General features: G+C 66.6%; 15 protein-coding genes and 1 pseudogene. 12 read left to right on the top strand and 4 right to left on the bottom strand.

Annotated features, from left to right (window positions below):
- Nucleotides 1–9 precede the first annotated feature (9 nt).
- Complete coding sequence (locus RSO01_RS22720; protein WP_170303282.1) at nt 10–462, top strand: MarR family winged helix-turn-helix transcriptional regulator; 453 nt, start codon at nt 10–12, stop codon at nt 460–462.
- On the top strand, nt 459–1,685 hold the full coding sequence (locus tag RSO01_RS22715) for an MFS transporter (protein ID WP_170303281.1): 1,227 nt from the start codon (nt 459–461) through the stop codon (nt 1,683–1,685). Before RSO01_RS22720 ends, RSO01_RS22715 begins: the two co-directional genes overlap by 4 nt.
- Here the strand turns inward: RSO01_RS22715 and RSO01_RS22710 are convergent.
- Entirely contained in the window at nt 1,646–2,398 is a 753-nt protein-coding gene (locus RSO01_RS22710; protein WP_147151747.1) for a VOC family protein, read from the bottom strand. The genes RSO01_RS22715 and RSO01_RS22710 overlap by 40 nt on opposite strands.
- A gap of 43 nt (nt 2,399–2,441) precedes the next feature.
- On the opposite strand from RSO01_RS22710, the gene RSO01_RS22705 reads away from it, so the two are divergent.
- On the top strand, nt 2,442–3,416 hold the full coding sequence (locus RSO01_RS22705) for a branched-chain amino acid ABC transporter permease (protein ID WP_147151746.1): 975 nt from the start codon (nt 2,442–2,444) through the stop codon (nt 3,414–3,416).
- Nucleotides 3,417–3,554: 138 nt separating this feature from the next.
- Here the strand turns inward: RSO01_RS22705 and RSO01_RS22700 are convergent, their stop codons facing one another.
- Together RSO01_RS22700 and RSO01_RS22695 are read right to left on the bottom strand one after the other, a co-directional pair.
- On the bottom strand, nt 3,555–4,187 hold the full coding sequence (locus tag RSO01_RS22700) for a glutathione S-transferase family protein (protein ID WP_170303280.1): 633 nt from the start codon (nt 4,185–4,187) through the stop codon (nt 3,555–3,557).
- Nucleotides 4,188–4,223: 36 nt separating this feature from the next.
- Complete coding sequence (locus tag RSO01_RS22695; protein WP_147151744.1) at nt 4,224–5,015, bottom strand: enoyl-CoA hydratase; 792 nt, start codon at nt 5,013–5,015, stop codon at nt 4,224–4,226.
- 113 nt (nt 5,016–5,128) lie between these two features.
- Between RSO01_RS22695 and RSO01_RS22690 the strand changes: the two genes are divergently transcribed.
- From RSO01_RS22690 to RSO01_RS22670, 4 genes and pseudogenes are all read left to right on the top strand, one after another.
- Nucleotides 5,129–5,968, top strand: coding sequence for an enoyl-CoA hydratase-related protein (locus RSO01_RS22690; protein ID WP_147151743.1), 840 nt, complete (start codon nt 5,129–5,131; stop codon nt 5,966–5,968).
- Nucleotides 5,969–6,182: 214 nt separating this feature from the next.
- Entirely contained in the window at nt 6,183–7,763 is a 1,581-nt protein-coding gene (locus RSO01_RS22685; RefSeq protein ID WP_147151742.1) for an ABC transporter substrate-binding protein, read from the top strand.
- A 5-nt stretch (nt 7,764–7,768) separates the two neighbouring features.
- Nucleotides 7,769–8,604, top strand: a pseudogene (locus tag RSO01_RS49950) (DeoR/GlpR family DNA-binding transcription regulator).
- Nucleotides 8,601–10,085, top strand: a complete 1,485-nt coding sequence (locus RSO01_RS22670) for an alkaline phosphatase family protein (RefSeq protein ID WP_147151739.1) — start codon at nt 8,601–8,603, stop codon at nt 10,083–10,085. Before RSO01_RS49950 ends, RSO01_RS22670 begins: the two are co-directional and overlap by 4 nt.
- A 93-nt stretch (nt 10,086–10,178) precedes the next feature.
- Here RSO01_RS22670 and RSO01_RS22665 read toward each other — a convergent pair whose 3' ends face one another.
- Nucleotides 10,179–11,885 (bottom strand): thiamine pyrophosphate-dependent enzyme, encoded by a 1,707-nt coding sequence (locus RSO01_RS22665; protein ID WP_147151738.1) that lies wholly within the window; start codon nt 11,883–11,885, stop codon nt 10,179–10,181.
- A 116-nt stretch (nt 11,886–12,001) separates the two neighbouring features.
- Between RSO01_RS22665 and RSO01_RS22660 the strand changes: the two genes are divergently transcribed.
- The 5 genes from RSO01_RS22660 to RSO01_RS22640 all read left to right on the top strand — a co-directional run bounded on the left by RSO01_RS22660 (nt 12,002) and on the right by RSO01_RS22640 (nt 19,223).
- On the top strand, nt 12,002–13,612 hold the full coding sequence (locus tag RSO01_RS22660; protein WP_147151737.1) for a hypothetical protein: 1,611 nt from the start codon (nt 12,002–12,004) through the stop codon (nt 13,610–13,612).
- A gap of 111 nt (nt 13,613–13,723) precedes the next feature.
- Nucleotides 13,724–14,371, top strand: coding sequence for a VOC family protein (locus RSO01_RS22655; protein WP_147151785.1), 648 nt, complete (start codon nt 13,724–13,726; stop codon nt 14,369–14,371).
- A 12-nt stretch (nt 14,372–14,383) separates the two neighbouring features.
- Entirely contained in the window at nt 14,384–15,604 is a 1,221-nt protein-coding gene (locus RSO01_RS22650) for a cytochrome P450 (protein WP_147151736.1), read from the top strand.
- A complete protein-coding gene (locus tag RSO01_RS22645) occupies nt 15,601–16,608 on the top strand; it encodes an NADPH:quinone oxidoreductase family protein (protein ID WP_147151735.1) in 1,008 nt (335 codons plus the stop codon). Before RSO01_RS22650 ends, RSO01_RS22645 begins: the two co-directional genes overlap by 4 nt.
- A 230-nt stretch (nt 16,609–16,838) precedes the next feature.
- On the top strand, nt 16,839–19,223 hold the full coding sequence (locus tag RSO01_RS22640; RefSeq protein ID WP_147151734.1) for a xanthine dehydrogenase family protein molybdopterin-binding subunit: 2,385 nt from the start codon (nt 16,839–16,841) through the stop codon (nt 19,221–19,223).
- Nucleotides 19,224–19,410: the final 187 nt, after the last annotated feature.

Here is a 19,410-nt window from a genome sequence, read left to right as displayed (position 1 = left end):
CATATGATAATGACCAAGCATAGACAAGCCCCGAAAACGCTGCGCTCCGACGCCCGGTCGGCGCTGGCGACCTGCGCCGGCTGGAACCTGCGGCAGGCCGCCCGGCGGGCCACGCAGTTCATGGAGGAGCGCATGGCCCAAGCCGGCGTCTCCTTCTCCCAGTTCGGCCTGATGGCCGAGATCGCCTCGGCCGAGGACGACACGGTGAGCGCGCTGGCCGCGCGCATGGGCCTCGACCAGTCGACCCTGTCGCGCACCTTGCGCACGCTCGAAGCCGACGGCCTGGTCGAGATCGCGATCGTCGAAAGCGACCAGCGCAAGCGCATGGTGTGGCTCACCGAAAAAGGCGCGCGCCGCCTGGAAGCCGCCCTCGCCGCATGGCGGCAGGCCCACACGGCCTTGGCCAAGCAGGTTTCCGTCGACACGGTCCGCCGCCTGACGCGCGAGGTCGACGCGCTATGAAGACCGTGCTCGACAGCCGCGCCGCCTGGATCACGGCGAGCGCGGCGCTGGCCATCATGACCATCGCCTACGGCGCGCCCTTGGTCGTCGTGGTGGCCATGAAGCAGATTGCAGCCGAGCTTCAGACCAGCCGCGCCGCGCCCGCCGGCGCAAGCTCGCTCAGTTACGTCGGCGCAGCCTTCGGCGGCATCGTCGCCGGCTGGCTGGCCGGGCGGCTCGGCATCCGGCCCATCGTGATCTTCGGCTCGACCATGGTAGCGCTGGGTCTGACGCTCTCGTCATGGGGCGGGATGGCCGAGCTTTATCTCGGCCACGGCATCTTCATGGGCCTGTTCGGCACCTCCTGCATGTTCTCACCGCTGCTCACCTACGTCAGTCTCTGGTTCGAGAGACGCCGCGGCTCGGCGGTGGCGCTGATCGCCTCGGGACAGACGGTCGCCGGCGCGATCTGGCCGCCCCTGCTGCAGTTCGGCATCGACGAGGTTGGCTGGCGCCATACCATGCTGTGGTTCGGCGGCTTCGTGCTGGTGTCGGGTGCGACGCTCACCATGATCTTCCTGCACCCCGCACCGATCGCTCCATCGGCCACGGCGGCCGGTGCCGCAAACGGGCAGCGGCGCGATTCGACGCTGGGCCTGCCGCCCAATCTGCTCATGGTCCTGCTGATGATCGCGGTCTATTCGTGCTGCGTGCCCATGGCCATGCCGATGAACCACGTCGTGGCCTACTGCGGCGACCTGGGCTTCGCCTCGCAATACGGCGCGGCCATGCTGTCGGTCCTGCTGGGCGTTGCCTTTCTGGCGCGTCAGTTCTGGGGCTGGCTGAGCGACCGGATCGGCGGCTTCCACACGCTGCTGTTCAGCTCGCTGGTGCAAGCGACGGCGCTCGCGGGCTTCCTGGTGACCAAGGACATGGCCGCCCTCTTCGTGGTCTCAGCCGCCTTCGGCTTCGGCCTGTCGGGACTGTTGCCGGCCTACGTGATCGTCATCCGCGACTGCTTCTCGGCCCACGAAGCGAACTGGCGCATTCCCACGGTCATGTTCGCCGGCCTTTTGGGCATGGCGAGCGGCGGCTGGGGAGCGGGCATGCTTTATGACCAGTTCGGCGGCTATCTGCCAGCCTTCTCGACCGGCATCGCCTTCAACTTCCTGAACCTCGGCGTATTGCTGTTCCTGGTGTCGCGTCACACGAGGTTGATTCGGCAGCCGCAGACCTCGATCTGAGCCGGCCCGCGGTCGCGATACCGCTTCTTGGCGGCGGCCAGCACGCGCTCGCGGTCCACCACCTTGACGTCGTAGGCCGACACGCCGGGCCCGCGCCCGTCGACGATCGGCGTGAAGCGGATCTCGCCGTCATCGTCGAGGCGGATGATGTCGTCCTTCGCCGGACGATTGAGCAGCTTGGACCAGTGAGCGGCGGCCTTGCCCGGATCCTCGGCCTGGATCTCGACGCCGGCCAGCCCGTTGGTCACGTCCGAGCGCGCATGCTTCAGCCAGTCCTTCTCGGCCGGCGGCCACCACAGTTTGGGATCGACGCCCGGCGGCGCGAAGGTCGTGTCGAGCGACAGCAGCACGCCCGACGTGTCGGACGGATGGAAGTGGGTGTAGTTATATTCTGGGAGATCCTTCTGGGCGACGGCGCGTACGCCCAAGCCCGTGACGCGCGCCCGCTCGGCCTTGGCGTCGTGCACCTGGATGATCACCATGTAGCCGCCGTCGCCCTTGCGCCGCTCGATGTAGCGGCCGGCCGAAGTGCCGGGCTGCTCGGGTGTGACGATCTCGAGGAAGTCATGGCCGATCGGGCAGACGACGTTGACCAGGCCCCACTTGGCAACGCCGGGATCGCGATAGGCGACCTCGATCCCAAGGATGTCGCACAGTTCTTCACGCGAGCTTTCGAGGTCCTTGCAGACGAAGACGCACTGCCTGAGCTTCATCGTTCCACTCCCTAAGCTGTCGTTTGTCGCTTAGAGTAACGCCATGCGGACCGTGTGGACCATGGGCTTCGTGGCGGCGGCCGCCCTGTCATTCTGCTTCCCGGATTTCATCGTCTTCCGCTTCACCCAGGCCCTGATCTGGGCGATCGCGCTGCTGGGTCTGGTGCTGCTGTGCGGTGTCAGCGGCCAGTTCTCCTTCGCCCAGGCCGCCCTGTTCGGTGTCGGCGGCTACAGCGCGGCGATGATCGGCACCCACACGCCGCTGTCGGTCTACTGGGGCCTGCCGGCCGCGCTGCTGATGGGTTACGCCGCGGGCTGGGGACTGGGCCGCATTGCCGGCGGACACAGCCTGTGGACGCAGGCGCTGGTCACTTACGCCTTTGCCATCGCCTTCCCGCAACTCCTGCGCTGGCGCCTGATCGAGCAATGGACCGGCGGTGTGCAAGGCCTCTATCTCGACTTCCCGACGCCGCCCGGCGGCATCAGCGCCGACCGTTGGAACTTCATGATGGCGCTCGTTCTGCTGGCGGCCGGCGTCTGGCTTGCTGGGAACATGATTGCAAGCCGCTCTGGCCGGGCGTTGATGGCGGCGCGCGACAACGACCTTGCCGCCGCTGCACAGGGCATCCGCGTCATCCAGGTGCGCGCCACGATCTCTGGCATCGCCGGTGCGTACCTCGCGCTGGCGGGATGTCTCGCCTCCTACCAGTACGGCTATGTCGGTCCGACCGGTTATAGCTTCGCGATGTCGGTGCAGATGCTGTTCGGCCTGGTGATCGGCGGCATGTATTCGCCGGTCGGCGCCATCGTGGGCGGGTTGTTCCTGCAATTCTTCCCGGACCTCATCGCGGGCCTGGGCAAAGGCTTGTCGGGCCTGCTCTATGCCGTGCTGCTGATCGGGGGCATGGTGCTGATGCCGCGCGGCATCGTCGGAGCCCTCATGCACCTCCCCCGTCTTACGGGGACGGCCGGGAGGGGGAAGGCCTCATGGACGCTCTACGGAAGACGAAGATCATGATCTGCAAGGATCGCACACCGCGACTGGGGCTCTCCCCCTCCCAGCCCCCCCGTAAGATTCTATCAGGAGCTGTTCGTGCCGCCGAACGGCCGCCAGATGCGCCTGGCCGAGATGGTGCTGCCGACGGGCCGCTGACGTCTATCGTTTGGGGTTGACCGGCGTGGCAAGCAGCGACGGCCTGGCGCAATGGCGGTCGAACAACGCATCGAGCTTGCGCCGGCCGCGCCATGGCATGATCTCGCGCGCCTCACAGAAGGCCATCGGGCAGAGGAAGGCGATGTCCATGATCGAGAACCAGCCCACCGCGAAGCCCTCATCGGTCACACGCTGCTCCAGCCAGTCGAGGCAGCGCTCGATGCGGGTCTTCTGGCGCGCGAGGTAATCGGAGTTCTCGGGCGTGATGCCGTCGTTTCCCATCAAGCGGATGTTGACGACGCTCGTGGCGCAACTCGCGAGCGTGGCGAGCGTCGTCATGTCGTCCCAATGGCGGTCCGGCCGCGCCATCCACGGCGAAAGCGGCGGCGTCGCCGCCATGTCCGCCGCCGGCCGGGAGTCGGGGTAGGTCCTGAGCAGATAGTCGACGATGAGGTCGGATTCCCACAGCCGGCGTCCGCCGTCGTCGAGCACGGGAACCGCCAGTGTCGGCCCGGGCGCCTCGTCGACCGGGCGCACGCGATCCTGGATGTCGGCCTCGTAGGCTAGTCCCTTCTCCGCCAGGACGATGCGGACCTTGCGGGCGAAGGGGGAGCCGTTCGAGCAGTAGAGCTTCATCGCCCTGGTTCGCCTCCCCTTCATGAGGTGGGGCCGTCAGTAGCCCTTGAACACAGGCGCGCGCTTCTCGACGAAGGCGCGGGCCGCTTCCTTGTGGTCCTCGGTCTCGCCGGTGCGGATCATGCGCGCGGCTTCGGAGTCGAGCGCCTCGGAAAGCGAGCCCTCCTCCGCCACCTTCATGTTCTTCTTCACATGCCACCAGGCCACACGCGGTCCGGCCGCGAGCTTCTTGGCGAACGCCATGGTCTCACCGTCGAGATTGGCATCGTCGATGACGCGGTTGGCGAGCCCAAGCTTTTCGATCTGGTCGGCGTTCAGGATCTCGGCGGTGAAATAGAGCTCACGCGCCTTGGCGGTGCCCACGAGCTTGTGCAGGAAATAGTGCGAGCCGAAGTCGCCGGAGAAGCCCACTTTGGCGAACGCCGTCGTCATGCGCGCGCTCTTGCCGGCAAACCGCATGTCGGCGGCCAGCGCCAGCGACAGGCCGGCGCCCGCGGCCACGCCGTTCACCATGGCGATGGTGGGCTTGCCCATCTCGTGCAGCAGCTCCGACACCTTCATGCGGATGCGAATGTCGTGGACCTTGTCCTCGTAGGTCTTGTCCTGGTCGCGGCCGGCCGCCATCGACTTCACGTCGCCGCCGGCGCAGAAGGCCTTGTCGCCCGCGCCGCGCACCACCACGCAGCCGATGTCGCGCGAGCTCGCCGCCTCGTTCAGCGCATCGGTCAGGCTGTTCATCATGTCGCGCGACAGGGCGTTCATCGCGTCGGGACGGTTGAGCGTGATCTTCATGACGCCGTCTTCGACGGATTTCAGCAGGTGGGACATCGACTTCCTCCGGGATTGCGAATCGACTGTGTTGCGGCGAATGTTTCCCAAACCACGCGGTCGCGCAACGGCATTCGGTCTTGCGCAGCGGAACGAAAAGGCGAGGAAAGCTCATGGCCTACGAGACCCTGCTCATCAGCCTCGAGGACGGCGTCATGACCGTGACCTTGAACCGGCCCGACAAGCTCAACGCCTTCAATACGGTGATGAGCAAGGAATTGATCGACTTCTTCCAGGGCGTGAATGCGATGGATGAAGTGCGGGCGATCGTCGTGACCGGCGCCGGCCGCGCCTTCTGCGCCGGCGCCGACATCTCGGGCGGCAGCGGCGCCTTCCAGGTGTGGAACGATGGGACCGCGCCGCAAAAGCGCGAGGCGCGCGATTCGATCACCTTGGCGATCTTCAACTGCCTGAAGCCGATCGTGGCCGCGATCAACGGCGCAGCGGTCGGCGTCGGCATCACCATGTGCCTGCCGATGGACGTTCGCCTGATGTCGAGCGCGGCCCGCATCGGCTTCATCTTCAACAAGCGTGGCATGGCGATGGAGGCGGGCTCGTGCTGGTTCCTGCCGCGGCTGGTCGGCATGCAGCGGGCGCAGGAATGGGTGATGACGGCCGAGCTGTTCGGCGCGGACGAGGCGTTGAAGGGCGGGCTGGTGCGCTCGGTGCATGCGCCGGAGGAATTGCTGCCCGCGGCGCAGGCGCTGGCCAGGAAGTTCGCGGCCTCGACGTCCTCGGCCGTCGCCGCCGCGGTGAACCGCCGCCTGATGTGGAGCATGCTGGGCGCGCAGGATCCGCTCGATGCCGTGACCCTCGACCTGCAATGCGTCGGCTACCTCGCCGCCGGCGCCGACGCGCAGGAAGGCATAAAGTCGTTCTTCGAAAAGCGCGCCCCCGCCTTCCCGCTCAAGCCCAGCAAGGACATGCCGCCTTTCGGGCCGTGGTCGAAGTAGCGTCATCATCTTCCGGACCGCCGGCCTCCGGCCGGCTCATGATCGTGATGCCGGCCGGAGGCCGGCGGTCCGGAAGAACATGAAAGACGCGGAATGGGCGATTCCCACATAAACGGGCATTCCCCATCCTGATTTCACATAACCACACATAAACGGTCATCGGCCTTTCGCAGAAAGCGACGCAGATGCCTTCCGGCATAACCGGAGGCTTCCAATGACCGACTTCGACTTGAGACGTCGCCAAGTTCTGATCGGCGCACTCGCGGCGGGCGCCTTTGCCGCCAATGCCGCCCACGGCGAGGACAGCACGTCGAAGGCCGCGCCCCGGCGGAAGCTTACCGTGGGCATGTCCGGCTTTCCGCCGGCGCTCGAACCGGTCCTGTTCGTCCACACCGCGACACGCCGCGTCGTGCCGCAGATGTTCGACACGCTGATTGCGTTCGATCACGCCAGGAATATGGCGCTTCGCCCAGCGCTGGCCGAGCGTTGGGAACGCGTCGGACCTGGCGCCCTGCGCCTGTTCTTGCGCAAGGATGTCGTCTTCCACGATGGCAGCCCGTTTACGGCCGAGGACGTCGCCTTCACCTTCAGTCCTGACCATCTGCTAGGCCCCGGTCGGTCGGGCCGCTCCATCGCGATGCAGACGCTCGAACGGGTCGACCGGGTCGAAATCATCGATCCGTATACCGTGATCGTCCATGCCAAGGGCAACGACGCCCTGCTCGAGCAGCGCCTGGCTGCCTGGGCATCCGAGATCGTCTGCAAGCGCGCCTTCGATGCCGCGGGCTCGTGGGACCGCTGGACGGCGGCGCCGGTCGGGAGCGGGCCGTATCGGCTGGTCTCGCAGAAGCTCGACACAAACGTCGTGCTGGCGCCACACGACGCATACTGGGGCGGCAAGCCGCCCTTCGACGGCATCGAGTTCCGCATCATGCCGGAGTTGGCCACGCGCATGAACGGTCTGCTCACCGGCCAGGTCGATCTGATCACCGACGTTCCGCCCGACCAGTTCTCGGAGATCCAGAAGCGTTCGGGCCTGGAGGTCGCCGGAGGCGCGGTCCAGAACGTCCGTTACCTCGCCATCGATTCGGAGACGCCAGGTCTCACCGATCCGCGCGCGCGCCGGGCACTCAGCCTCGCGATCGACCGGAAGCTGTTCGTCGAATCGCTGTGGGACAATCGCGTCCCGGTGCCCAACAGCTTCCAGTTCCCCAGCTTCGCGGCCGGCTACATCGAGGACTACCCGGCCCTGGCATACGACCCGGAGCTGGCGCGCAAGCTCCTGAAGGAGGCCGGCTACAAGGGAGAGACGATCACTTACCGCCTGCTCAACAACTACTACACCAACCAGGTCTCCGGCGCGCAGGTGATGGTCGAGATGTGGAAGGCCGTTGGCCTGAACGTCAGGATCGAAATGATGGAGAACTTCTCCCAGATCCAGAAGAAGCCGGTTCAAGCGATCTACGACAGCTCGTCGACCGCGGTCTTCCCGGACTATCTCGGCCATGCCTGGCGCGAGTTCGGTCCCAACGGCACCTTGCCGAAGCAGGTCGGAATCTGGCGCAACGGGGAGCACTTCGCCCTCGGGGCGAAGCTGCAGGATACGGTCGACGCCGGCGAGCGCCGCAAGCTGATCCGACGCATGCTCGAGATCATCGACCGCGAAGACCCGCCCTGCGTCGTGCTGCACACCTCCGGCCAGTTCTACGGCAAGCGGCGGGACGTGCCCTGGCTTCCCGGCCAGACACTCGACTTGAACTTCGGGCCCTTCAACCAGGCCTATTCGCGGACGTGAACAGCATGGGCGACCAGAAACACGAATCGTCGCGCCGGCGAGACGGCGCCACCCTTGGGGCAGCACGCCAGCAGCGCATCCTGGACATGGTCTCGCGCGGCGAGATCATCGCCGTCGGCGATCTCGCGCAGCGCTTTGGCGTGTCGCAGGAAACCATCCGGCGCGACATCCGCACCCTCGATGAAGCCGGCGGACTGCGTCGGGTCCATGGCGGGGCAGCGCCGGCGGGCACCGTCGACCTGACCGCGCGCCGGCCCGTGGTGGAACGGCTGGATGTCGACCGCGCGGAAAAGACATTGGCCGCCCAGGCAGCGCTTCCGCTATTCAAGGACGGCATGAACGTCTTCCTTGGCGGCAGTTCGACCATGCTGTTGCTGGCCGAAGCGCTCACTCAGCACACAGCTGCGCTATCGGTCACCACCAACATGATCGACATCGCCACGACGTTGCGACAACCGGCCGCTGCAAGGTCACGCTGCTCGGCGGCACGCTGAACGCCGCCACGCGGACGCTGATCGGGCCGCATATGCTGGAGGCGCTCGACCGCCAGGTCTTCGACCTCGCGGCCTGCGGCGCCAGCGCGATCGACCCGCTGCACGGCGCGCTGGGGCCGTCGGAATGGCATGCCGCCATCGGCGCCGCGCTAGCCAGGCGGGCGCGTCGGCTCGCCTTTATCGTCAATGCCGGCAAGTTCGGCCGCAGCGACGCTCACGTCGTCCTGCCAATCAACCGCATCGATGCCCTCGCGACGGATCGGCGGCCGCCGCCGCAGATCGACGAGGAGATCGCCGCGACCGGCATCACCCTTCTCCTTCCCATTGCCAACGACGGCGCAAGATGACCACCAATCGCACACGCGTTCTCATCGTCCTTTTCGACGGGTTGCGTCCGGATCTCATCGGACCGACCACCACGCCAAACCTGCATCGCCTGCAGCAACAGGGCGTCACCCTGGCGCGACAGCGCACCGTCTGGCCCAGCGAAACGCGCACCGCACTCACCAGCCTCGTCACCGGCACTTCACCGGCCGGGCATGGCATCGTCGGCAACAGCTATCTCGATCGGACCCACATGCCGCCGCGCTATGCCGACACCGGCGACGATCGGGCTGTCGAGACTCTCGACGCTGTGGCCGGCGGGCGTCTCATCGGCACTCCATCCCTCGGCGAGACCCTGGCATCGCATGACCGCACGCTCGCCGTGCTGGCGTCCAACTCCGCCGGCGCGACGCGGCTGCTCAATCACAAGGCCCGCAAGCTCGGCCAACTCACCCTGTCCGGACACCATCCGCGCGTGGCAACCTCGACCGAGATGCTGGCTTCGATCGAGGCCCGGCTCGGCCCGCCGCCGCCATCGGAACCGAAAGGCACGTCCGACCTTGCGGCACAGCAATGGATGACCAGCGCCTTCCTCGACATCGTCTGGCCCGAGATCGCGCCGGATGTCACCATCCTGTCCTACAGCGAGCCGGACGTCTCCTCGCACTATATCGGTACGGCAGCACCCGCGACGTTACAGGCCATCGCCTTCACCGACGCCCAGTTCGGACGCGTGCTCGACTGGTGGGAGGCCGAGGGCCGGGACGCAGGTGTGCAGGTGATCGTGGCCTCGGACCATGGTCACGTCACGGCCCGTCGCCGCGCCAGTGTCGGCGACGCGCTTGCGACGGTAGGCCTGCGATGCGGCCGCGCCGACGAACCCGGCGTCGACGCCATCCTTATTCCCAGCCAGACCGGCGCGCTCTATTTGCGCGAGCCGTCCGACGAGATCATCCGCCGCGCGGTCGCGGCGATGATGGAAGCGCCATGGTGCGGTCCGGTCTTCACGGCAGCCCGCACCGGGACCGAGGGCATCGCGCCCGGCAGCTTCGCCCGGCACCTGGCCTTGGTGGAGCACGCGCGTTCGGCCGACATCATGTTCTGCTATCGCACTGACGACGATCCCGATCCCTTCGGCCTGCCGGGCGGCACCTGGAGCCAGGACTGGCCGCTCGGTTTCGGCATCCACGGCGGCCTGCACAAGAAGGAGATGGCGTCGGTCGGCATCATGGCCGGTTCGGCCTTCAAGTCCGGGCACCAGTCATCGACGGCCTCCGGCATCGGCGATTTCGCACCGACGATTCTCTCGCTGCTGCAGATCGGCCGGCCGGCCGGGATCACCGGGCGTGTTCTCGACGAGACCTTCTCACGCGCCGTGGCCGACCTGCCGGCGATGCAGGAGGACGCCCACGAAATCGCCAGCGGCGCCTATCGTCAGGGCCTGCTGCGCCTGCGCGTCGGCGACACGATCTATCTCGACCACGGCTGGGCGGAGAGTCGGTAGTCATACGCGGACCGCGGGCGTCCCGCCCGCTCGTGATTCATGAGCGGGCGGGACGCCCAGGGCGCATGTGAATGCGCCTAGGTCCGCGCTTCGCTAAAGATTCTCCGTTACCAGGTCCCACACGTCGCCGGCGCGGCCGCCGAGCATCGCCTTGACCGAGTAGAGCGCGGTGCCGAACACCTGCCCGCCGCTGACGACGGACGGCATGACCAGCTCCATGCGGCTGGTGACGACGTCGAGCAGCGCCGGGCCGGGCTGGCTCAGCCAATCCTTCACCGCGGCATCGAGATCGGTTGCCTTCTCGACCCGGCGCGCATGAAAGCCGATCGCCTCGGCGACGCGCGAGAAGTCGGGGTTCACAAGATCTGTGTAGGCGTTCAGCAGGCCCTCGACCTTCATTTCCAGCTCGACGAAGCCCAGCGCGCCGTTGTTGAACACCACGATCTTGAGCGGGATCTTCTCCTGGATGGCCGTCAGCAGGTCGCCCATCATCATGGCGAGCCCACCGTCCCCCGACATCGAGATCACCTGCCGCCCCGGAAAGGCGCGCTGCGCGCCCAGCGCCTGCGGCATGGCATTGGCCATGGTGCCGTGGGTCAGGCTGATCAGGGTGCGCCGCCTGCCGTTGGCCCTGACATGGCGCAGCAGCCAGACCGTGGGCGACCCGCCGTCGGCGGTGAAGATCGCATCCTCGGCGGCGTGCGTGTCGATCAGGTGGGCGAGATACTGCGGATGGATCTTGCCCTCGTGTGCGACCGCGCGCTTCTCCAGCGCCGCCTGCGCCTTGTCGTGTCGCGCCAAGCAATCGTCCAGGAAGCCGCGCTCGCTGCGCGCCGTCACCTTGGGCAGCAGCGCCGCGACCGTCGCCTTGATGTCGCCGACCACGCCCACCTCCACCGGATGCCGCCGGCCGAGATGGGTCGGATCGATGTCGACCTGAACGATGCGCGCCTTTTCGGGATAGAACTGTCGCCAGGCGAAGTCGCAGCCCAGCAACAGCAGCGTGTCGCAGGTCCTGATCGTGTGATAGCCGCCGGCCGTGCCCAGCATGCCGGTCATGCCGACATTGTAGGGATTGTCGTACTCGATGAAGTCCTTGGCGCGCGAGGTGTGGGCGACCGGCGCCTTGAGCTTCTCGGCCAGCGCCACGATCTCGTCATGCGCGCCCTGGCAGCCCGAGCCGCCATAGATCGCGATGTTCTTGCCTTCGTTCAGGATCAAGGCGATGCGGTCGAGCTCGGCATCGGACGGCCGCAGCAGCGGTTCGGCCCTGTGCACCGTGAAGGCGGGCTCGACCGGCGCCGTCGCCTTGGAGATGTCGACCGGCACGATCAGCACCGCTACGCCGCGCTTGGCGAGAGCCGCCTGGCAGGCCATCGCCACCTTGCGCCGCGCCTGGGCGGGCGACCGGATCTCGGAGCAGAAGACGCTGCAGGATCGATAGACCTGCTCGAAGTCGACTTCCTGTGGAAAGTCGAAGTCACGCTCCACCGAGGTGATCTGGCTTGCGATCAGCACGACGGGCGCGCGGTTGCGGTGCGATTCGAACAGGCCGTTGATGAAGTGCAGGCTGCCCGGCCCACACGACCCCGCGCAGGCGGTGAGCTCGCCCGTCAGCAACGCTTCCGCGCCCGCCGCGAAACCGCCCGCCTCCTCGTGGCGCACATGGACCCATTTGATGCCGCTGCGCCGGATCGCGTCGGTGACGTAGTTCAGCGTGTCGCCCGGCACACCCCAGCAGTGCTTCACGCCCGCGGCCTGTAGGGTCTCGACGATCACTTCCGCGACGGTCTGGCTCATGGCGGCCCCCTCTATTGGCATGACCACTCTGCCACGATGTGGGGGGTTCTGCGAAATTGTCCGCTTGGAAGGCGGCATCGACCGGCGTTTAATGACGCCTCGCGGAGGTTGCCCTGATGTCGCCAGACTCTGTCACCGCAACGCGTACCACCGATCCCCGCTACACCGCGCTGGAAGAGCGCGTCATGGCCCGCGACCAGAAGGGCGCGAGCGAGGTCTATTACGGGCTGGTCCGCGACGGCCGGCCGGTCACCGAGATGCTGCGCGAGGCCGTGCGCATCCACGCTCCCTATACCCACGTGCCCTATCACGAGCGCATGGACGACGGGTACATCAACTTCGTGAACAACGACCATTGCCTCCTGAGTGCACGCGCCAGCCTGAACCTCAGCAAGATGCTGCCGGGCGCCGCTTCCGGCCTGCCGTTGGCCCAGACCATCTGGTACATCCCGACCGGGCTCGACATCTGGAACCAGAAGATCGCCAAGGCGCCCGGCCACTATTCGCGCGGCTTCCAGATGCCCGACGGTCCGCCGCCAGCCCCGGTCGTGCACTGGCCCGACCAGACACCCATGGCACTGGACGGACCGCTGAAGCAGCGGCTGGGGCAATGGATGACGCTGGTCCATCGCGGCAACGTCATCGATGCCTACCGCGTGTTCCTCGGCCTGATGCAGAACCCGGCCGAGCGCCGCGCCGCATTGGCCGAGCTCTGCTTCGCCGGCCTGATCGACGTGCAGGACCGCTCTTTCCTGAACCGTTCCTACACGACCGGCCACAAATCCTTCCGCGCCCGCGCCACCGTCGAGCTGGGCGAGGCGATCGGCTGGCACGACGCGCACGACGTGCTCTATGCCGGCGCGCTCGACATAGCCGTCGGCCCGCGTTGGTACTCGCTCTACGAGGTGGCCTGCAACGCCATCACCGTCCATCTCGAGGACCAGAAGCTGCACGCCATACCTTACGGCGGCACCACAGAGCAGGAACGCGCGATCCTGGCCAACAACAAGGCGCCGCTCGATGCCCGGGAGACCGAGGCGCTGATCGAGATCATCGTTCGCGAGCCCGAGCCGGCTTACCTGCCTCACCTCACGGAACTCCTGAAGGCGGGCAAGAACCCGCGCGCCCTTTTGGACGCCATCCAGGTCGGCGCCGCGACTGTCGCCTTGGAAACCCACGACGAGCTCAACTTCTCCCTGCCGCAACACTGCTACGAATACGTCAACACGCAGGGCTGGTTCTGGGACACGTTCGAGCATCCGCAGCGGCTGAAACTGCTCTATCTCGCCGCCGCCTATCTCAACCAGAATGCCTGGCACCAGAAGCTGACCGGCGAGCTCACCCCGCCGCGCATCGAGACGCAGTCGATCCGCGGGCTCGACGCCGAAGCGGTCGCAAGCCGCGTCGAGGCAGCCTGCGTGGCGCTCGATTCGCCCAAGGCGCTGGGCTGGATCCAGGCCGCGCTCGACGGCGGCCTCGACCGTAACAGCGATATTGGGCCGCTGGTGCGCGCGATCGCCATGGCCTGCTCGCGACTCGGCAACGACCCGCACAACCAGGAGATCGCGTTGTGCATGGTCGAGGACTTCGGGAAGAATCGGAATCCCCTCAAGGGCCGCCTGCTGCTGGCCGCGGCCCATCACACGGCGCGCCATCGCAAGTACGGCGATCCGCTGGATTGCAGCCGTCGCTTCGGCAAGGCGCTGGGCATCGCCGCACTCGCCTGACATTGACAGGCCGCGACCGCGCGGCGCATGCTTGCCGCGCTGCTGTAGGGCGCATCGGCTGCGGCCGAAGGGGCCATGCCCACCTACGTGACGTCAACCGTAGCTGCGCCCATGCCCAACCTCGAGAACCTCCGCAAGCAGGCCAAGCTTTATCTGCGCTGGCATCGTGACGGCCGCTATCCCGTCGCAGCGCAGATCAGAGCCGCACTGCCGCATTTCCGCGGCCTGACGGACCGTGAAGTCCTGCAGCAGAGCTTCAAGCTCGCCGATGCGCAGGAATTGGTGGCCCGGCAAGCCGGGTTCGAGAGCTGGCAGGCGCTCAAAGCAGGAGTGCAAGCCGTGACCGAGAAAGTTTCCACCGCCATCGCCACGCCCGCGCTGCACGCGGCCGAGCCCAGCCTGTTCATCGCCGACTTCGAGACGGCCTGTGCGTTCTACACTGACAAGCTCGGGTTCGAGATCGTCTTCACCTACGGCGAGCCACCTTTCTACGGCCAGATCCGGCGCGGACAGGCGCTGCTGAACCTGCGCCTGATCCGCCGGGCGGTCTTCGTCGATGACATCCGCGAGCGCGAGGAGCTTCTGGCCGCGTCAATGACCGTGGGCAGCGCCGCCGAGACCCGCACCCTGTTCGCCGAGTTCCAGGCGGCGGGTGTCGACTTCTTTCGCCCGCTGAAACAGGAGCCCTGGGGCGCGCGCACTTTCATCGTGCGCGATCCCGACGGCAACCTGCTGCTGTTCGCGGGGACGGCGACCTAGTAGCTTCATCGCATGACCTACGTCTTCGACCTCGGCAACCCTGCGACCAACGCCAACCCGTTCCCGGAATTCGCGCGCCTGCGCGTCGAGGACCCGGTGCACTGGTCGCCGGCGATGAAGGCGTGGATCATCACGCGCTACGCCGATGTGAAGCAGGTGGCGCTGAACAACCGGCAGATCTCGGCCGACCGGCTGACGCCCTTCTTCAAATCCAATCCGGAATACCAGAAGGGCTCCATCGAGAGCCTGGTGCGCTATCTCAATCACTGGATGGTGTTCCGCGATCCGCCGGACCACACACGCCTGCGCCGCCTGTTCACCAAGGCTTTCACGCCGACCGCGGTCTCCAACCTCACGCCCAACATCGAGGACATCGTCGCCCATCTGATCGACGGCATGCAGGCCAAGGCCAGACGCGGCGAGACGGTCGACTTCATCGCCGACTTCGCCTATCCCCTGCCCGCCTCGGTGATCATGGATCTTTTGGGCGTGCCGCGCGCCGACCTCGAACGCGTAAAGGTCTGGTCCGACGACATCGCCCTGTTCATCGGCACGGCCCAGGTCGCCGGCAACAAGTACCTGCGCGCCGAGGCGGGCGCCAAGGCGATGTCCGACTATTTCCGCGGCCTCGTCGAGGCCCGCACGGCCGAGCCGACTGGCGACATGATCAGCCAGCTCGTGCTAGCGCGCGACGATCGCGACGCGCTTTCGACGGACGAAATTATCGGCACCTGCATCCTGCTGCTGTTCGCCGGCCACGAGACCACGACCAACCTGATAGGCAACGGCTTCCTCTATTCGATGAAGAACCGCGAGCAGTGGGAACGCCTGGTCGCCGGACCGGCGATGGCTGGCAGCGCGATCGAGGAATGGCTGCGCTACGACGGCCCCTCGGGCGCCTTCGCGCGCGTCGCCGCTGCCGATCTCGAGATGAGCGGCCGGACGATCCGCGAAGGCCAGCGCGTCTTTGCCTTCATGAACTCGGCCAACCGCGATCCCGAGGCGTTCGAGGAACCCGAGCGCTTCGACATCGGCCGCACCCAGAACCCGCACATGACGTTCGGCCACGGCATCCATTTCTGCCTCGGCGCTCCGCTGGCCCGCCTGGAATCGGAGATCGCCGCCGCCCGGCTGGCCGAGCGCCTGCCGCGGATCCGGCTCAAGGATGGCGAACCCGAATGGCACGATTCGCTGATCCTGCGCGGCGTGAAGAGCCTGCCGGTACTGCTATGAAAGCGATGATCTGCCGCCAATGGGGCGGACCCGAGGACCTGAAGCTCGAAGACGTCGAGCCGGCGGCGCTCAAGCCCGGCCAGGTGCGCATCGGCATCAAGGCCGCGGGCGTGAGCTTTGCCACGACCCTGGTGATCGCGGGCAAGTACCAGCGCCGCCCGCCTTTCCCCTTCGCGCCGGGCACCGAGGTTTCGGGCGTCGTGACCGAGGTGGCGCCGGGCTGCAAGCGGCTGAAGGTCGGCGACGAGGTCGTGGCCGTTCTCGACTGGGGCGGCCTCGCCGAAGAGGCGGTGGCTTACGAGGTCAATGTCTTCCCCAAGCCGAAGACCGTGGGCTTCGTCGAGGCGATCCAGCTCGCGATCTCCTACCCGACCTCGGGCGGCGCGCTCACCTGGTCGATGGCGCTCGATGTGCAGAAAGGGCAGACGCTGCTGGTGCACGCCGCGGCAGGCGGCGTCGGCATGGCCGCCGTCGAGATCGGCAAGATCCTGGGCGCCACCGTGATCGCGACCGCGGGCGGCGCGCGCAAGACGGCCTTCGCCAAGGCACGCGGCGCCGACCACGTGATCGATTACACCAGCCAGGACTTCCGCGACGAAGTGCTGAAGCTCACCGGCGGGCGCGGCGTCGACCGGGTCTACGATCCGGTAGGCGGCGACGTCTTCACCCAGTCGCTGCGCTGCATGGCGGTCGAGAGCCGCATCTGCCCGATCGGCTTTGCCGGCGGCACCATCCCGCAGATCCCGGCCAACATCCTGCTGGTCAAGACCATCGCCGTGACCGGATTCAATTACGGCTACTATGTCGGCTGGAGCCCGCACGACGCGCGCTTCGAGCAGGCCGACCGCACCTTCGCCTTGATGGAACGCATCCGCGGCTGGTGCGAGGCCGGGCAGTGCCGGCCGCACGTCGACCGCACCTTCCGCCTCGACCAGGCGGCCGAAGCGATGCGCGCGCTGCTGGAGCGCTCGGTGACGGGGCGAGTTGCGATCGTCATGGCATGACGGACGTCGTCTAAGTGTGTACTCATTAAAAACCCAAGCCCCCAAAGGATTGGCACGCAAATCGCACGGACTTGGGTCTGGTCCGGCAGTACGAATCCCGAGGCGCCTCGAGACACAGAGGGATAGAGTTCTCGGACCGGGTTGCCTGGAAGACCCGGTTGGCCTGCGCAGACGCGTTGAGGGCCGTTGGCCCTGGCATGCTGAACACATCCTGACTGGAGGGATGAACCATGGGCAGCTTTGGCATTGGAGCGTCAGTCCGACGCAAAGAAGACAAACGCTTCCTCACGGGCAAGGGGACCTACACTGACGACATTAACCGGCCGGGCCAGCTGCTGGCCTACCTGCTGCGCAGCCCGCATGCCCATGCCGAGATCGTCCGCATCGACACCGCCCAGGCCAAGCTGGCGACGGGCGTCGCGACCGTGTTCACGGGTGCCGACCTGCAGGCTCCCGAATTGAAAGTGGGCGGGCTGCCATGCGGCTGGCTTGTGACTTCCAAGGACGGCTCGCCGATGGCGGAGCCGCCGCGCCCGCTGCTTGCCCAGGGAAAGGTGCGCCACGTCGGTGACCCGATCGCGGTGGTCGTCGCCGAGACGTACGCCCAGGCGGAGGCTGCGGCGGACCTCATCGAGGTCGACTACAAGGAATTACCGGCAGTGGTCGCTATGGACAAGGCCATCAAGGCTGGCGAGCCCCTGCTGTTCGAGACCGCCCCCAACAATCTCTGCTTTGACTGGCACCTGGGCGACAAGGCGGCGGTCGAGGCCGCTTTTTCGCGTGCCCATCACGTGACGCGCCTGGAGCTCGTGAACAACCGGCTGGTTTCCAACCCCATGGAGCCGCGCGCCGCCATTGGTGAGTACGACCCCATCTCGGAGGACTACACGCTCTACACGACGAGCCAGGCGCCGCATGTGCATCGACTGCTCATCGGCGCCATGGTCCTGCAGCTTCCCGAGCACAAGCTCCGCGTGGTGGCGCCCGATGTCGGCGGCGGATTCGGCACAAAGGGCTCGATCTACAACGAGCAGGCGCTGGTCTTGTGGCTCGCCAAGAAGGTTGGCCGTCCGGTCAAGTGGACGGCCAGTCGAAGCGAGATCTTCCTGACCGACAACCAGGCGCGCGACCACGTTACCGAAGCGGAGCTTGCCCTGGACAAGGACGGCAAGTTCCTGGCCATGCGTGTTGCGACCTTGGCCAATCTCGGGGCCTATCTCGGCAGCTTCGCGCCGGCGATTCCCACCTGGTGTTACGGCACCTTGCTTGCCGGCAATTACGCCACGCCCGCCATTTACGTCGGGGTCAAGGGAGTGTTCACCAACACCGCACCCGTCGATGCCTATCGCGGAGCCGGGCGCCCGGAGGCTTGCTACGTCGTCGAACGCCTCGTCGATCGCGCGGCGCGCGAGATGAAGATCGACCCTGTGGAGCTGCGCCGGCGCAATTTCATCGCCAACGACGCGTTTCCCTACACCACGCCGGTGGCACTTACCTACGACAGCGGCGACTATTTCAAGACGCTCGACATGGCGCTGAAGGCTGCCGACTACACGGGCTTCGAGCAACGCCGTCGGGAAGCGGCGACGCGCGGCAAGCTGCGCGGTCTGGGTATTGCCTCGTACATCGAGGCTTGCGCCATGGCGCCCTCGGTGATGGCTGGCCAGCTCGGAGCGCGAGCCGGCTTCTACGAGAGCGCCCAGGTGCGCGTGCACCCGTCCGGTGGCATCACCGTCTTCACCGGCTCGCATAGCCATGGCCAGGGCCACGAGACGACTTTCGCCCAGCTCGTGGCCGACCGCCTGGGCCTCGCCTTCGACCAGGTCGAGATTGTCCATGGCGACACCAGCAAGATCCCGTTCGGCATGGGGACGTATGCCTCGCGCTCACTGGCCGTGGGCGGAACCGCGCTGGTCAAGGCGATGGACAAGGTCGTCAACAAGGGCAAGAAAATCGCCGCCCATATGCTCGAGGCGGACGAGGCGGATATCGAGTTCGCCGACGGCAAATTCACGGTGGCCGGCACTGACCGCGCGACGACCTTCGCGCAGGTCGCCTTCTCTGCCTACGTACCGCACAATTTTCCCATCGAGACGGTGGAACCCGGCCTTGAGGAGACCGCCTTCTACGATCCGACGAATTTCACCTATCCTGCCGGATGCTACATTGCCGAGGTCGAGATCGATCGCGAGACCGGCACCGTTGCACTGGTGAATTTCACCGGCGCCGACGATTTTGGACGCATCATCAACCCGATGATCGTCGAGGGCCAAGTCCACGGCGCGCTGGTCCAGGGGATCGGCCAGGCGCTCTACGAGAATGCGGTCTACGACCGCGTGAGCGGCCAGCTCCAGACAGGCTCGTTCATGGACTACTGCATGCCGCGCGCCGACAACTTCGTCCCGTTCACGCTTGAAACCAACACAACGCTCTGCGCGCACAATCCGCTGGGCGCCAAGGGCTGCGGCGAGGCGGGCACGATCGGCGCGCCGCCAGCCATCATGAATGCGGTATTGGACGCCCTGGCCCCGCTTGGCATCATCGATCTCGACATGCCAGCGACGCCCGAGCGCGTGTTTCGCGCCATGGCCCAGCATCAGCAAGCCGGACGCTGAAAGTGTGAGGCAGCGTCATGTCCGCCTTGGGGTCATGAGGCAACGTGCCGAGGCCGGCTCCGCATGCCTGCTTTGCCCTCATGAGCCATGGACTCAACTTATGAGTACACGCCCTAGTAGCTCTGCACAGTGGTTTTGACGGGCTGAACGGCAAACGGGATCGCGTTCGTGCGCTCTGTAGAAGCCA

The sequence above is a fragment of the Reyranella soli genome (assembly GCF_007992495.1).
Lineage (GTDB): Bacteria > Pseudomonadota > Alphaproteobacteria > Reyranellales > Reyranellaceae > Reyranella > Reyranella soli.
Note: the sequence above shows the minus strand (reverse complement) of the source record. Positions and strands in the feature narration are given on the sequence as shown.